Source organism: Pseudomonas sp. S3_B08, from assembly GCF_054667725.1.
In genome coordinates this window covers 1,045,361-1,058,801 of record NZ_CP162750.1, presented here as the reverse complement: position 1 = coordinate 1,058,801, position 13,441 = coordinate 1,045,361, and the positions used below count along the sequence as shown (strand labels likewise).

Here is a 13,441-nt window from a genome sequence, read left to right as displayed (position 1 = left end):
CCACCGCAATCGCTGGCAAGCCAGCTCCCACAAGTCTATGTGCCGAATCACAAAGCCCGGTCAGCCCCGAATTTCTCTGTGGGAGCGAGCCTGCTCGCGAAGGCGTCAGGTCAGTCACATCCACACCAACTGACACACCGCAATCGCGAGCAAGCTCGCTCCCACAAGGATTGGCGGCGTGCATTCAATTTGCAGACCGCCACAAAAACAATGTGGGAGCGAGCCTGCTCGCGAAGGCGTCAGGTCAGTCACATCCACACTAACTGACCCACCGCTTTCGCGAGCAGGCTCGCTGCCACAGGAGAACTGCTTGTGTAATCGAGGGCGGTTAAAGCGCCGGAATATCCAGCGGCGCCGCCATGAACTGGCTGATGCGCGAGCGCAGCCACTTCTCCGCCGGGTCGTTGTCATGCACCCCGCTCCACGCCATCGACAATTGCGCGGCATCGATCGGGAATGGCGGATCTTCGGCACGCAGGGCGCAGCCTTCAACCAAGGCACAGGCGGCGTAGTCCGGCACCGTCGCGATCATCTCGGTACCGGCGAGCAAGGCGCGCAAGCCGCTGAACTGCGGCACGCCGAGAACGACTCGGCGGCAACGGCCGATCTTGGCCAGATCCAGATCGATATTGCCGCTCAGGTCACCGGAGAACGACACCATTGCATGCGGACGTTCGCAATATTCGTCCAGGGTCAACGGCCCCGGACGGTCGTCGCCGCGCAGCACTTTGCAGGGAATATCACGCAGCTTCTTGCGCTTGGCGTTGGCCGGCAGATCCGTGGTGTAGCTGACACCCACGGAGATTTCCCCCGAAGCCAACAGCGCCGGCATCAACAGATAGTTGGCGCGGCGCACCACCACGACGATCCCCGGCGCCTCCTGCTGAAGCTGGCGCAACAGCGGTGGAAACAGACCGAACTCGGCGTCGTCCGACAGACCGATGCGAAATACGTCGCAACTGCTGGCCGGTTCGAACTCCTTGGCGCGGCTGACTGCGCCGGAAATCACGTCCATTGCCGGTTGCAATTCCTTGAGGATCGCCAGCGCCCGCGCTGTCGGCTCCATGCCGCGACCGTTGCGCAGCAGCAACGGATCGTCGAACAGATCACGCAAGCGCCCCAGCGCAGCACTGACCGCCGGCTGGCCCATGAACAGTTTTTCCGCCACACGGGTCAGATTCTTTTCGAACATCAGCGCTTCGAAAATCACCAGCAGGTTCATGTCGACGCGGCGCAGATCGTTACGGTTCATGGGTGTGGTTTCCTTATCGGTGTCAGACGCTTTTTGCCACAGGCGTTGGGCACTTTACTCGATCAATGGCACTTTCGCCGCGCGTTTGTACGGACCGTACTCCACCGGCACCCATTGGAAATGTTTGCCCTCGAAGGTGATGTGGCCGATGCCCGGGAACGGCAGATGCGCTGCCGTCACCCAGGTCTTGCTTGCCGCCGCAGAACTGAACACTGCCTGACGACTGCTGATCGCTTGCTGACTGTTGACGTCGAAACCGATCGACACTTCCGGGTGCAAAAACTGCACCGCGAGGTTGTGCACCAGATCGCCCATGAACACGATGCTCTGTTGCTGCGAGGTGAAGCGGTACGTGGTGCTGCCCGGCGTGTGGCCGGCTTCCAGGGTTGCTTCGACCAGCCCGGGCAGCGGTGATTGCCCGGCGGCAAACGTCTTGAAGCGACCGGCGGCAACATAAGGCGCCGTAGAGTCCCGGGCTATCTTGAAAAACTCTTTGGCGCCCGCCGGGGCCTTGGCCAGCGCTGCCGGATCGAGCCAGTAGTCGGCCTCGGCTTTGGCTGCAAACACGGTGGCGTTGGCGAACACCGGTTTCTTTTCGGCGTCGACCAGACCGCAGACGTGATCGAGGTGCAGGTGCGTCAGCAGAATCGTGTCGACCTGTTCAGGCTTGTAACCGGCGGCCTGCATGTTGGCCGAGAGTTGGCCTGCGGTGGCGCCGATGCACTGCCCTGCGCCCGTGTCGACCAAAATCAGTTGTTTGCCAGTGTTGACCAGAAACGCATTGAACGCCGTCTGCACGCCAGGGGTTTCAATCGAACGGCGCGCAAGCAGCGCGCGAATCTGACTCTGGCTCATGCCCTGCAACAACTTCGGCGACAAATCGTTGTAACCGTCGAACAACGCGGTGACTTCGTAATCGCCGACAGCCAGCCGGAAATAACCCGGCGCCTGAGTGCCAACCTGCGGTGCCTGCGCCATGGCGCCGGACATTGCCAGCACGACCGCCAGCGTCGTTGCCGCTTTCACCAAGCTTTTCATTGCATTCCCCTTTGAACCTGGCCAACGGCGGCCGTGCTTTGTCGACATCGTCGCGCAAAGCGCCGGGCGCTGACTTGCAAGGATGTGCTGAGTTCCAGCCTGAGCGAGGAAATTAACAACGATTAACTCGTCAGTCTCAAGGCATCGCCCAACAATGAAGCCCTCTGCGCAGCGTTGCTTTTTTGACCTGAGGGAATGCGCCGACCGTGCCTTCCCCACCGACACGGACCTTGGCCATGGCTTATCTACAGCAATCCGTCGCCCTCGCCCCTGCCAGCGAACCGCGTAAAAACACGACTGGCGGACTCAGTCCGCAGCGCGAACGCCAGATCAAACAGTTGATCCTGGATCGCTTGGGCGAAAGCCTCGAAGTGGCTGAACTGGCCCGGGCATGTGCACTGTCACGCAGTCATTTCTCCCGCGCATTCAAGTGCAGCACCGGCCTGTCGCCACAGGACTGGATCCGCGCCCAGCGCCTGGCTCGAGCCAAGTTGCTGATCCAGCACACCGACTTGAGCCTGACGCAAATCAGCCTCGAATGCGGCTTCTGCGATCAGGCGCACTTCTGCCACATGTTCACCCGCAGCGAGGGCATCAATCCCTTCGCCTGGCGCTGTCGAGTCATGGATAAACCGAAAAACACCGCAGCGCAGCCTGCGGTGTTTTGACTGCTGCCGTTACGCCACCCGTTGCACTGATGCTCAAACCTGAGGATTATGCCCGTACACCCCGGATCAGACGGCCTGCGCATGCGCCAGGCACTGATTCGCCCTGTCCGCCGCATCACCGCAGGAGCGCGCTGTTGAGTTCTTCCCCGAATCAGGCCATTGCGTTTGGCCCCTATCGGATTCATCCCGGGCAACGATTGCTACTTGAAGGCCAACAGCCTTTGCGCCTGGGACGGCGGGCGATGGACATCCTCCTGATTTTGCTGGCCCATGCCGGTGAAGTGGTGAGCAAACAGCAATTGATGGCCGGGGTCTGGCCAGACAGTGTCGTTGAAGACATCAATTTGCGCGTGCACATGGCGGCGCTGCGCAAAGCGCTTGGCGACGGGCAGAACGGCCAGCGCTACATCGTCACCGTGGCGCAGCGCGGCTACAGCTTTGTTGCACCATTCGTGCTCGACAGCATCGAAGCAACGCCTGCGGTCGCCGCGCCCCGGCACAACCTGCCGCTGCGTCGTACGCGGATGATTGGTCGCCAACCCCTGATCGATCACTTGATTACGCAACTGCCGCGCCGACGCTGCATCACTCTGGTCGGCCCCGGCGGCATTGGCAAGACCACCGTCGCCCTGCGCGTCGCCGAACAATTGCTCGACCAGTATCGCGACGGCATCCGCCTGGTGGATCTGGCGCCCATCGCCGATCCCGCGCTGATCGGCTCGCATCTGGCGACGCTGCTTGATCTGTCCGCAGCTGAAGGCGATGCGCAGGCTGGTCTGGTCGACGGCCTGCGAGAACAGCAAATGTTGTTGGTGATCGACAACTGCGAGCACTTGATTGATGCGGTCGCCGCGCTCAGCGAGCAGATTCTGCGGGGGGCACCAAAGGTGCATATCCTGGCGACCAGCCGCGAGAGCCTGCGCGCTGAGGGTGAGTTCGTGCAGCGTCTGGAATCGCTCGAATGCCCGTCCATGTCGACCCCGATGGAGCCGGCCCAAGCACTGGGCTTTGCTGCGATGCAGTTGTTTGTCGAGCGCGCCACCGCAGCCAGGGAAAACTTCCGACTGAGCCACGCCGAGTTGCCGCAAGCGATCGAAATCTGCCAGCGCCTGGACGGCATTCCGCTGGCACTGGAACTGGCCGCCGCGCAGGTCAGCGAATTGGGCATGGACGGATTGCTCAAGCAATTGCGCGAGGGTTTGCCGCCATTGTCGGCCGGACACCACAGCAGCGCCGAACGCCACCTGACCCTGCGCGCGACGATGGACTGGAGTTTCAACCTGCTCAACGTCTGCGAGCAAACCTGTCTGCGGCGACTGGGGATTTTCCGCGGCAGCTTCACCCTCGCCTCGGCAGCAGCGGTGGTCATCGGCCAACAGATTGATCCCGGCGCGGTGTTCACCGCCGTCACGCAATTGGTGGCCAAATCCCTGCTGAGCGTCGAAGTGGGCGACGAAGATGTTTTCTATCGCTTGCTCGACACTACCCGCCACTACGCACTGGAAAAACTCGAGCAGGCCGACGAGCTCAGCGCAACCCGCCAACGCCACGCCGAGCGCTGCCTGACACTGATGCAGCAGGCGCAGGCGGATTGGGACAATACTCCGACTGTATTGTGGATGGAGCGCTATGCCCGGGGTCTGGAGGATTTGCGCGCGGCGCTGGACTGGAGCCTCAACGGCCCGGGACCGGATGAGCTGGGGGTGCAACTGGCAGCCGCGTCGGCGCCTTTGTGGCAGGAGCTGTCGTTGCTGCGCGATTACAGCCGCTATGTACGCCGGGCACTGAGTCTGCTGGAGGCTTCGCCAGCAGACTCGCTGCTACCGCCCTGCCCTCGCCTGCAAATCGCCTTGAAACTGGCGCTCGGTAGCGCCAGCTATCACACCTGGGGCGGCACGCCACAAACCATTCAGGCCTTCGTCGACGCCTGCCAATTGGCCGAGGAACACGGCGATCTGGCCGGGCAACTGCGTGCGATATCGGGGCATATGGCGGTCAATCTGAGTTGCGGGCATTACCGCATGGCTTTGGCCCAGAGTGAGCAATTCGACCGCATCGGCCTGCACGGCGAACCGCTGCTGTCACTGAGCACACATCGCTTGCGCGTGCTGGCCCTGCATTATGCCGGCGACCAGCCGCAGGCACGCGTACATGCCGAGCAGGTGCTGCAACGCATGGCGCACAGCGGCCATCTCAATCGTTTCACCCATGGTTTTGGCGTGCAATACGACCAGAGCGTCGCTTCGCTGACAGTACTGGCCCGAGTGCTGTGGTTGCAGGGTCTGCCCGAGCAAGCCTGGCGCGCCGCACGGCAGGCGCTGGACATCGCCGTGCAGATCAATCACGGCACATCGATCTGTTACACCCTGGCGCTGGCCAGTTGTCTGATCGCTCATTACAACGGCGACCATGTAAACGCCCGCGCGCTGCTGCAGTTGCTGCTGGAACAATCGCAGAAGCACTCGGTGCTGCTGTTCAATAACTGGGGCCGGCAGTATGCGCAGGTGATCGATCCGGATAATGCCATGCCCGTACCAGCACAGAGCAGCGGTCTGATTCGGGAAGTGATGGTTACGCTGGATGAGCGTTTTGTCGATGATGCACTGGTGGAGCGCGCGCGCAATGGCGATGCGGGATGGAGTGCAGCGGAGATATTGCGGGCGCGGGCGGCGGCATTGTTGAAGGGTTCATCCTGTGGGAGCGAGCCTGCTCGCGAATCGGCCCGCTCAGACACCGCTGAAACCCGAGAAGCCGAACAAACCCTGCAACAAGCTCTGGCCATCGCCAGAAGCCGGGGCGCCCTCGCTTGGGAACTGCGCAGCGCCACGGACCTCGCCCGATTATGGCAGCGCCAGTCCCGCCATCGCGAAGCATGGGATTTGCTCAGCCCCATTTACCAGCGCTTCACCGAAGGCTACGCCACACCGGACTTGCGCAAGGTCCGCCTGCTACTCGACAGCCTCCACGAGCAGTGCCCGGCCTGAAGCGTTGCGCGTTCTGCTGAGATAGCGCGCATGGCGCTGTTTCAGTTCGAACTTGTCGTCACTGCGCTCGAACTGATCACGAGCATAGCGGCGCACGGTGTTGAGCATCCAATAGCGGGCCGTCGCACGGTTGGGTTCTCGAACAAGCAAAGATTTGCGCGCCAACCCTTCGATTATCGCGGACAGTCTGGAACCCGCCAGATCCGCGCTGCTGATCACACTCAGTGCGGCCTCCAGGGTAAAGCCCGCGCTGAATACCGACAGACGCAGCAGCACACGCTGTTCCATTGCCGTCAGGTACTGGAAGCTCCAATCGATCGCAGCGGCCATCGACTGATGGCGCGGTTCCGCGGTGCGCCGGCCTTGGCCAAGCAACTGCAGGCCGTTTTCAACCTGTGCCTGCAAGCCGATCAAGCCCAGCGCGTCGATCTGTGCAGCGGCGAGCTCGATCGCCAGCGGCAGACCGTCCAGTTGACGGCAGATCTCGCGCACACCTGGCAAATCCTGCTCACGCAAACAGAAGCCATGCTGCCGTGCCCGCGCGCGATTGACGAACAACTGCACCGCCGGATAGCCCATGGCTTCTTCGACGGTGTTCAATGTCGAGCGCTTGGGAATCGCCAACAGCGGCACGTAATGAACGGTCTCCTGCGCGACTTGCAAGGCTTCGCGGCCGGTGACCAGAATCGACAGGCGAGGCGCAGCATGCAACAGCGTTTCCACCAGTGCCGCACAGCTGTCGCGCTGGTGGTCGCAGTTATCCAGGATCAACAAGGCGTGCCGGCCGGTCAGTGCGAAAAAGTCTGTCTTCAGGGTGTGCAACAGGCGCTCGAGCAATGGAATGTCATCTTCGAGGCTGGCAAGGTCGACCCACCAGGCGCCATCGCGAAAGTATTGCAGGAGCAATTCCGCCACGCGCAATGCCACTGTGGTCTTGCCAACACCCGGCGCACCGGTAATCGTCATCAAGCGGCATACCGGCATTTGTCGAACCAGACTACCAATCAGGGCGTCGCGCCCACTGACTGGCGTCAGTCGTGCCGGAAGATTGTGCAGGGGCATGAGCGCGGCAGCGGGCATGGTCAGCGCATCACTGGTGCCCTGCTCCACCGGGGCGACAAAACTGTAGCCGCAGTGCGCCACGTGAATGATGAAACGCTGCCCGTTTACGCCGTCACCCAGTGCGCGGCGCAACGCCGCAATGTGCACCCGCAGGTTGATCTCTTCGACGACCGAGGTCGGCCATACCCGAGCAATCAACTGCTCTTTGCTGACCACCTCACCCGCGTGTTCGAGCAGCGCCTGAAGGATGTCCATGGCGCGCCCGCCCATGCGCAACGGCTGCTCTCCTTCAAGGACCAGACGTTGGCGCACATGAAAGGCGTAGGGGCCGAAACGCAGCACTGAACCGTGGCTTGTGTCGTTGTGATTATTCATGCCAAACATCTTGGCACTCTCGCGTGACGATACAACCGCCAGAGCCGACGCAGCACGGACATCCGACTGCGTCAGACGGACAGAACCGCTCTAGCTGAACTGTTCGCGGTATTGTAACGGTGTAAGACCGAGCTTTTCGGCGAACAACGAGCGCATGTGCCGGACACTGCCAAAGCCGCTTTTGTAGGCGATGGTCTTGAGCGGCAGATCGCCGGTTTCCAACAGGTTTCGCGCGCAGTCAATGCGGGCATTCTGCAAAAACTCCATCGGCGTCATATTGACGTCACGGGCGAACAGGCGAGCAAAGTGCCGTGCGCTCATGTTCGCCAATCCGGCCATGCGCTCGACGGTGAACGCTTCATCCAGATGTTCAAGGACGTAATTCTGCGCGCGGGTGATGGGCGTTTCTTGCGGTGAGACTGCCGCCATCAACGGGCTGAACTGCGCTTGCCCGCCCTGGCGCTTCATGACCACCAACAAGACCTTGGCAACGTCCTGGGCGATTTTCTTGCCGTGATCTCTGGCCACCACCGCCAGCGCCAGGTCGATGCCGGCCGTAACGCCACCGGAGGTGATGAGATTACGATCCTCGACGTAGATCTGATCGGTGGTCACCGTGGTTTTCGGGAAAGCCTTGATCAGCCGTTCGGTGTAGTTCCAATGCGTGGTGACGCGATAACCATCAAGCAGGCAGGCGTGGCCGAGGATGAATGCGCCAGTGCAAATCGAACCGTAACGCTCCGCGCGCGGCACGGCTTTTTTCAACCAGCCAAACAGCTCGGGAAATCTCTGGTTATAGGCGCCGGGTCCGCCCGGCACCAATAGCAGGTCATAGCGCTCGGCCGCTTCGTCGATGTGCAAGTCAGCCTGAACCTGCACGCCGTTGGACGCCCTCAGCAAGCCGCGCTCTGTCCCGAGAGTCGTCAATTGATAGTGCAGATCAGGTTTCAGATAACGGTTGGCGACTGAAAACACCTCCAGCGGCCCCGCCATGTCGAGCATCAGAAAGTCAGGGAACAGCACCATTGCCACGGTTTTCATGGGAGGTTTCACACATATTCAAGGGTCAATACGCACGCTTCAGCCAAGGCATTATGGCGGACCGAGTGTTCAGGAGCGTGATCGAATGGGTGAACCATAACGCAAAACTGTCAACCTGAGCCGGACAGTCTTTCAATTTCCATCTACTTATTGCCTCACCGGGTAACCAGTAACCTTCTCCTCACTCGGACGAATTCACGTCCCGCCAGGAGATTTCATCATGCTGACTCTTCGCAAAGCCTCCGATCGCGGCCTCGCCAATCACGGCTGGTTGAAGTCGTTTCACACCTTTTCTTTCGCCAGCTACCGCAACCCGCGTGAACAGGGTTTCTCCGATCTGCTGGTGATCAACGATGACCGGGTCGCCGCCGGCAAAGGCTTTGGCCAGCACCCGCACCGCGACATGGAGATCTTTTCCTATGTGCTCGAAGGCGCGCTGGAACACAAGGACACCCTCGGTACCGGCTCGGTGATCCGTCCCGGGGACGTGCAATTGATGAGTGCCGGCAGCGGCGTGGCGCACAGTGAGTTCAACCACTCGGCCACCAAGCCCGTGCACTTTCTGCAAATCTGGATCGTGCCGGATGTCAGCGGCGCCAAGCCGCGCTATCAACAGGAACACTTCAGCGCGCAGAAAAAACGTGGTCGCCTGCAACTGATCATCTCGCCGGACGGTAGCAATGGCTCCCTGAAAGTCCGTCAGGATGCGCGGGTCTACGCCGGGTTATTTGACGGCGAGGAAAGTGCCACGCTGAAATTGCCGGCCAATCGTTACGCTTACGTGCACGTTGCGCGTGGCAGCGTCGAACTCAATGGCCAAGCCTTGCAGGAAGGCGACGGCGTGCGGGTTCGTGAAGAACAGCTGCTCACCTTGAGCAACGGGGTCGATGCCGAAGTGCTGGTGTTCGACTTGCGGCCTCAGGAGTTGCCGGAAATGCCATGATCTGGCGCGATGCAGAACGGCCTTCCACTGAAGGCCGTTTCTTATTGCGGCGGCACTGCTGAGGGTTGTACGACAGGTTTGGGTGACGATACCTCTTTGCCAATCTGAATCGCTGCCAGCGTGGTTTGTATCGTGGTCAACAACGCCGCCTGATTGGCAAAATGTGCGCCAACCAGCAAGGAAGCCACGCCGAGGAAATGCACAGTGGTGGCAGCCCAGTAATTGGCCTTTACCGTCGATGCCTGTCTGATCGCTTCCCGCGATTCGTCGGCGATTTTCTGCACGCCCATCCACATCAGGTCATAACGCTTGTCCCGTTCCTGCAGGGCCTTGTCCCGTTCAAGATAGACCTTGTCCCGCTCTGCCTGAGCAGCCAGGAACCCGCGAATGTCGGCGCGCATTTCTGCCACGCGGCCATCCATCCTCGTCTCGATGGTTTCTATCCTGGCATCGAATTCTTCGCGACTTATGCTGCTCATGATTTGCCTGTTCCGCCCCGCGTCCGATCTGTCCGTGACTGCATATTGATTCACTTCCCTGATTTTCAATTCGACACCTTTCTGCGGCTACGCGGCCTTCCCTGGCTCTTCGTTTCGATGCGTCACTGAGGTCTGCATCGAGCTGCAGTGACAATAGAACTCATCACGGACTACAACAAGCCGGCCCATTCTGTCTCGGACGTAGGCTGTTTCGTCAGCAGTTGTAGCCTCGGCAAAACCCTGAACCACTTATTCGTTTTCCAGCGCAAAAGCCTCAACGATCTGCTCGATGACCGCCCGTACCCGCGCGGTGTGACGCAGGTCAGCGTGGGTGACCAGCCACACTTCATACGGCAGCGGCCGGGTCCGCTCCGGCCAAAGTCTGACGAGGCCATCGCGTTCGCCCATGTATACCGGTATCTCGCCTATCCCGAGGCCTGCGGCAAGGGCTCGACGCACCAAGAGGCTGGAGCTGAGCGTGGCGACGATGCGTCCGCGGGTCAACGGTTCAGAGACCAGCGTGAGGTCTTTTTTGCTCTGTAAGTACGGCTGATACACCACCAGATCATGGCCCTCGAAAGCGTTGCCGGGCTGCGGTTCTCCATGGCGCTCGACATAGGCCTGTGCTGCGAAAAGTCCTACAGGCCAACGGGCGATTCGCCGAGCGATGAGATCCGGGTTATCCGGCCGAGTATTGCGCACTGCGATATCGGCTTCGCGCTTGGCCAGACTGAGGATTTGCGTCGACGCATCCAACTGGATCTGCACGTCGGGGTGCTGGTCATGCAGGCGCGCCATCGCCGGGATGATGAAGTCGATGGCCATCGAGTCGGTGGTACTGACCCGTACGTTACCGGTCAGACGATCGTCCAGCCCGTGGATGTGCCGCTCCAGTTCCAGTGCCGAATGCTCCATTTTTTCCACACTTTTACGCGCCGCTTCACCAACACTGGTCAGCGCGTAGCCATCGGAGGTACGCAGGAACAGCGTCGCGCTCAAAGACTTTTCCAGCGCGGTAATACGCCGCCCGACAGTGGCCTGGTCCACGCCCAGAACTCGTGCAGCTCCGCGCAAGGTGGACTCGCGACAGACCGCCAGAAAAGCCCGCGCATCATCCCAATTCATGCTGGTCCTCATCGAAGCATTTTTGCATCACTCTGCCGCTTAATCGCTGCATATGCGCAGCCAAGATAGCCGATAAGCTGAGCGCCATACACCTCTTGTGAGATCGCTATCATGCGTACTGCAAATTCCTCCGGCATCTGGCTGCCGATCTTCGCCGGGCTTTGTGCCAGCCTGGTCAGCATTGGCCTGGCGCGTTTCGCCTACACGCCGCTGATCCCTTCGCTGATTCAGGCGCAGTGGTTTTCCGCCAATGATGTCGTCTATCTCGGCGCGGCCAATCTGGTCGGCTACTTGATCGGCGCCCTGCTCGGTCGGCCCATGGCCCATCGACTGGGTAACCGCAACGCCCTGCGCCTGATGATGCTCGCGGTCACGGGAGCATTTTTTGCCTGTGCTTATCCGCTGTCGGTGAGCTGGTTCTTCGGCTGGCGTTTGCTTTCCGGCATAGCCGGTGGCGCGATCATGGTGCTGGTGGCGGCAACCGTGCTGCCTCACGTTCCGGCGCCGCGCAGAGGTCTGGCCAGTGGCGCAATCTTCCTTGGCATCGGCCTGGGGATTGCTGGCTCCGGCACCATCGTGCCGCCACTGCTGACTCTTGGCTTGCAGGCAATATGGCTGGGGCTGGGCGCGCTGGCGTTGTTGCTGACCGCGTTGAGCTGGTTCGGCTGGCCTGCGGATACCGCGCACCCTGTGGCTGCGCACGCAACGTCGGCTGATGAGCCGACACCGTCGGGCGTTTACCTGTTGTTCGCTCAATACGCGTTCATGGCCGCCGGGCTGGTGCCTGCCATGGTGTTTCTGGTGGATTACGTGGCTCGCGGACTGGGCGCCGGGGCGCATATCGGCGCAATGGTCTGGGTGATGTATGGCCTGGGAGCGATTGTCGGGCCGGTGACTTACGGCTTCCTGGCCGACCAGCTTGGTGCACGCACTGGCATTCGCGTGGTGCTGGTAGTTCAAGCCATTGCCCTCGGTTTGCTCGCCGTCTCCCATGCGTTTCTGGCGCTGGCTTTACTGGCGGTGATTCTCGGCTCGTTCCCGCCGGGCATCGTCCCTCTGGCTTTGGCCCGCGTGCATGAGCTGGTGCCGTCGCATCACCGTCAGCAGATCGCCTGGAGCCGTGCCACTGTGTCATTCGCAACCTTTCAGGCGCTGGCCGGGTTTGCCTATTCGGCATTGTTCAATGCCTCGGGCGGCCAGCACACGCTGCTGTTTGTGATCGCCGCTGGCGCAATCGTCGTGGCTCTACTGCTGGAGCTAGCCATGCGCTGGCTGCCCTCTGCTAATGAAACGCGCTGCGCGGCGAACTGAGGGGAATCATTGCACCCTGTCTGCGCTCCCATCTACACGACCTTCTCCACAGGAATCGACATGTCACTGCCTAAAGAAATGACCCGTATCGAAATCACCCAACCCGGCGGCCCTGAAGTATTGCAAGCCAGGCGCGTATCTCTGCCCACTGCTTCCGAGGGCCAAGTGCTGATCCGTGTTCACGCCGCCGGAATCAATCGTCCGGACGCCTTGCAGCGCGCCGGCAAGTACCCGATGAAGCCCGGCATGGACCCGATCCCCGGTCTGGAAGTGGCTGGCGAAGTGGTCGCGGTTGGCGCCGGAGTAACGCGTTTCGCGGTCGGCGATCGGGTCTGCGCGCTGACCAATGGCGGTGGCTACGCCGAGTATTGCGCGGTTCCGGCCGGCCAGACTTTGCCTGTGCCGGATGGAGTCGATTGGGTCCAGGCCGCCGCAGTTCCAGAAACCTTTTTCACCGTCTGGGCCAACCTTTTCGGCCTCGGCGCCGCCAAGGCCGGGCAGCGCGTGTTGATTCACGGTGGCACCAGCGGTATCGGTACCACCGCGCTGATGCTCTGTCGTGAATTTGGCATCGAGGCGTTTGCTACCGCAGGCAGTGCTGAAAAATGCGACGCGATCCGTCAGCTTGGCGGGCAACCGATCAACTATCGTGAGGAAGATTTCGCCAAGGTCATTGCCGAGAAGACCGCAGATCAAGGCGTGAACGTGATTCTCGACATCATGGGTGGCTCGTATCTGAACGGCAACATCAGCGCACTGGGAATGGATGGCCGACTGGTGATGCTCGGCTTTCTCGGCGGCGCCCGCGCCAACGACATCGATCTGCTGGCCATCCTCGGCAAACGCGCGGTGGTCACCGGTTCGCTGCTGCGCGCGCGTACGGCTACGGAAAAAGCCGCCATCGCCGATCAACTGCAAGAACACGTTTGGCCTGCCCTCAGCGCCGGGCGCTGCCTGCCGATCATCGACAAGGTTTACCCGCTGGCTGACGCGGCTCAGGCCCATGCCCGCATGGAGGGCGGCGATCATATCGGCAAGATTGTGCTGCAGGTGGCGTGATCGATTGCAGCATCTTGTAATCGTTGGGCGTGCACGGTGGTCGAAAAACAGTCACGCGCAGACCGAGGCATCTGGTAAAAAGCGTTCTTTGTCTGCGCTGTGGT

Annotated in this window: 11 protein-coding genes; 5 read left to right on the top strand and 6 right to left on the bottom strand. The window is 61.0% G+C overall.

Annotation, left to right across the window (positions count from 1 at the left end):
* Positions 1-328: 328 nt before the first annotated feature.
* Both AB4N73_RS04855 and AB4N73_RS04850 read right to left on the bottom strand, forming a co-directional pair.
* Entirely contained in the window at positions 329-1,252 is a 924-nt protein-coding gene (locus tag AB4N73_RS04855; protein ID WP_039762138.1) for a LysR family transcriptional regulator, read from the bottom strand.
* A gap of 54 nt (positions 1,253-1,306) precedes the next feature.
* The gene (locus AB4N73_RS04850) at positions 1,307-2,290 is read right to left on the bottom strand and encodes an MBL fold metallo-hydrolase (RefSeq protein ID WP_460142993.1); all 984 of its coding nucleotides are present in this window, start codon (positions 2,288-2,290) and stop codon (positions 1,307-1,309) included.
* A 236-nt stretch (positions 2,291-2,526) separates the two neighbouring features.
* Here AB4N73_RS04850 and AB4N73_RS04845 point away from each other — a divergent pair, with 236 nt between their 5' ends.
* A complete protein-coding gene (locus tag AB4N73_RS04845; RefSeq protein WP_041478577.1) occupies positions 2,527-2,958 on the top strand; it encodes a helix-turn-helix domain-containing protein in 432 nt (143 codons plus the stop codon).
* Positions 2,959-3,092: 134 nt separating this feature from the next.
* On the top strand, positions 3,093-5,942 hold the full coding sequence (locus AB4N73_RS04840; RefSeq protein ID WP_460142992.1) for an ATP-binding protein: 2,850 nt from the start codon (positions 3,093-3,095) through the stop codon (positions 5,940-5,942).
* On the opposite strand, the gene AB4N73_RS04835 is transcribed toward AB4N73_RS04840, so the two are convergent.
* Together AB4N73_RS04835 and AB4N73_RS04830 are read right to left on the bottom strand one after the other, a co-directional pair.
* Entirely contained in the window at positions 5,907-7,379 is a 1,473-nt protein-coding gene (locus AB4N73_RS04835; protein WP_460142991.1) for an ATP-binding protein, read from the bottom strand. The genes AB4N73_RS04840 and AB4N73_RS04835 overlap by 36 nt on opposite strands.
* A 90-nt stretch (positions 7,380-7,469) precedes the next feature.
* The gene (locus AB4N73_RS04830) at positions 7,470-8,420 is read right to left on the bottom strand and encodes a GlxA family transcriptional regulator (RefSeq protein ID WP_095179519.1); all 951 of its coding nucleotides are present in this window, start codon (positions 8,418-8,420) and stop codon (positions 7,470-7,472) included.
* Positions 8,421-8,640: 220 nt separating this feature from the next.
* On the opposite strand from AB4N73_RS04830, the gene AB4N73_RS04825 reads away from it, so the two are divergent.
* Positions 8,641-9,363, top strand: coding sequence for a pirin family protein (locus tag AB4N73_RS04825; protein WP_056784475.1), 723 nt, complete (start codon positions 8,641-8,643; stop codon positions 9,361-9,363).
* A gap of 41 nt (positions 9,364-9,404) precedes the next feature.
* On the opposite strand, the gene AB4N73_RS04820 is transcribed toward AB4N73_RS04825, so the two are convergent.
* Positions 9,405-9,911, bottom strand: a complete 507-nt coding sequence (locus AB4N73_RS04820) for a hypothetical protein (RefSeq protein WP_460142990.1) — start codon at positions 9,909-9,911, stop codon at positions 9,405-9,407.
* A 180-nt stretch (positions 9,912-10,091) separates the two neighbouring features.
* Positions 10,092-10,967 (bottom strand): LysR family transcriptional regulator, encoded by an 876-nt coding sequence (locus AB4N73_RS04815; RefSeq protein ID WP_460142989.1) that lies wholly within the window; start codon positions 10,965-10,967, stop codon positions 10,092-10,094.
* Between the two features lie 111 nt (positions 10,968-11,078).
* Between AB4N73_RS04815 and AB4N73_RS04810 the strand changes: the two genes are divergently transcribed.
* Both AB4N73_RS04810 and AB4N73_RS04805 read left to right on the top strand, forming a co-directional pair.
* Positions 11,079-12,278 carry a YbfB/YjiJ family MFS transporter gene (locus AB4N73_RS04810; RefSeq protein WP_460142988.1) on the top strand — a complete coding sequence of 400 codons (1,200 nt, stop codon included), beginning with the start codon at positions 11,079-11,081 and terminating at the stop codon, positions 12,276-12,278.
* A 60-nt stretch (positions 12,279-12,338) separates the two neighbouring features.
* Positions 12,339-13,337 carry an NAD(P)H-quinone oxidoreductase gene (locus AB4N73_RS04805; protein ID WP_315435650.1) on the top strand — a complete coding sequence of 333 codons (999 nt, stop codon included), beginning with the start codon at positions 12,339-12,341 and terminating at the stop codon, positions 13,335-13,337.
* The last annotated feature ends 104 nt before the right edge of the window (positions 13,338-13,441 follow it).

Bases quoted from the DNA above. Each gene is read 5' to 3' on its own strand.
- AB4N73_RS04835 (WP_460142991.1), bottom strand. From the start codon at position 7,379: ATGAATAATCACAACGACACAAGCCACGGTTCAGTGCTGCGTTTCGGC.
- AB4N73_RS04810 (WP_460142988.1), top strand. From the start codon at position 11,079: ATGCGTACTGCAAATTCCTCCGGCATCTGGCTGCCGATCTTCGCCGGG.
- AB4N73_RS04805 (WP_315435650.1), top strand. From the start codon at position 12,339: ATGTCACTGCCTAAAGAAATGACCCGTATCGAAATCACCCAACCCGGC.
- AB4N73_RS04855 (WP_039762138.1), bottom strand. From the start codon at position 1,252: ATGAACCGTAACGATCTGCGCCGCGTCGACATGAACCTGCTGGTGATT.
- AB4N73_RS04815 (WP_460142989.1), bottom strand. From the start codon at position 10,967: ATGAATTGGGATGATGCGCGGGCTTTTCTGGCGGTCTGTCGCGAGTCC.
- AB4N73_RS04845 (WP_041478577.1), top strand. From the start codon at position 2,527: ATGGCTTATCTACAGCAATCCGTCGCCCTCGCCCCTGCCAGCGAACCG.
- AB4N73_RS04825 (WP_056784475.1), top strand. From the start codon at position 8,641: ATGCTGACTCTTCGCAAAGCCTCCGATCGCGGCCTCGCCAATCACGGC.
- AB4N73_RS04850 (WP_460142993.1), bottom strand. From the start codon at position 2,290: ATGAAAAGCTTGGTGAAAGCGGCAACGACGCTGGCGGTCGTGCTGGCA.
- AB4N73_RS04830 (WP_095179519.1), bottom strand. From the start codon at position 8,420: ATGAAAACCGTGGCAATGGTGCTGTTCCCTGACTTTCTGATGCTCGAC.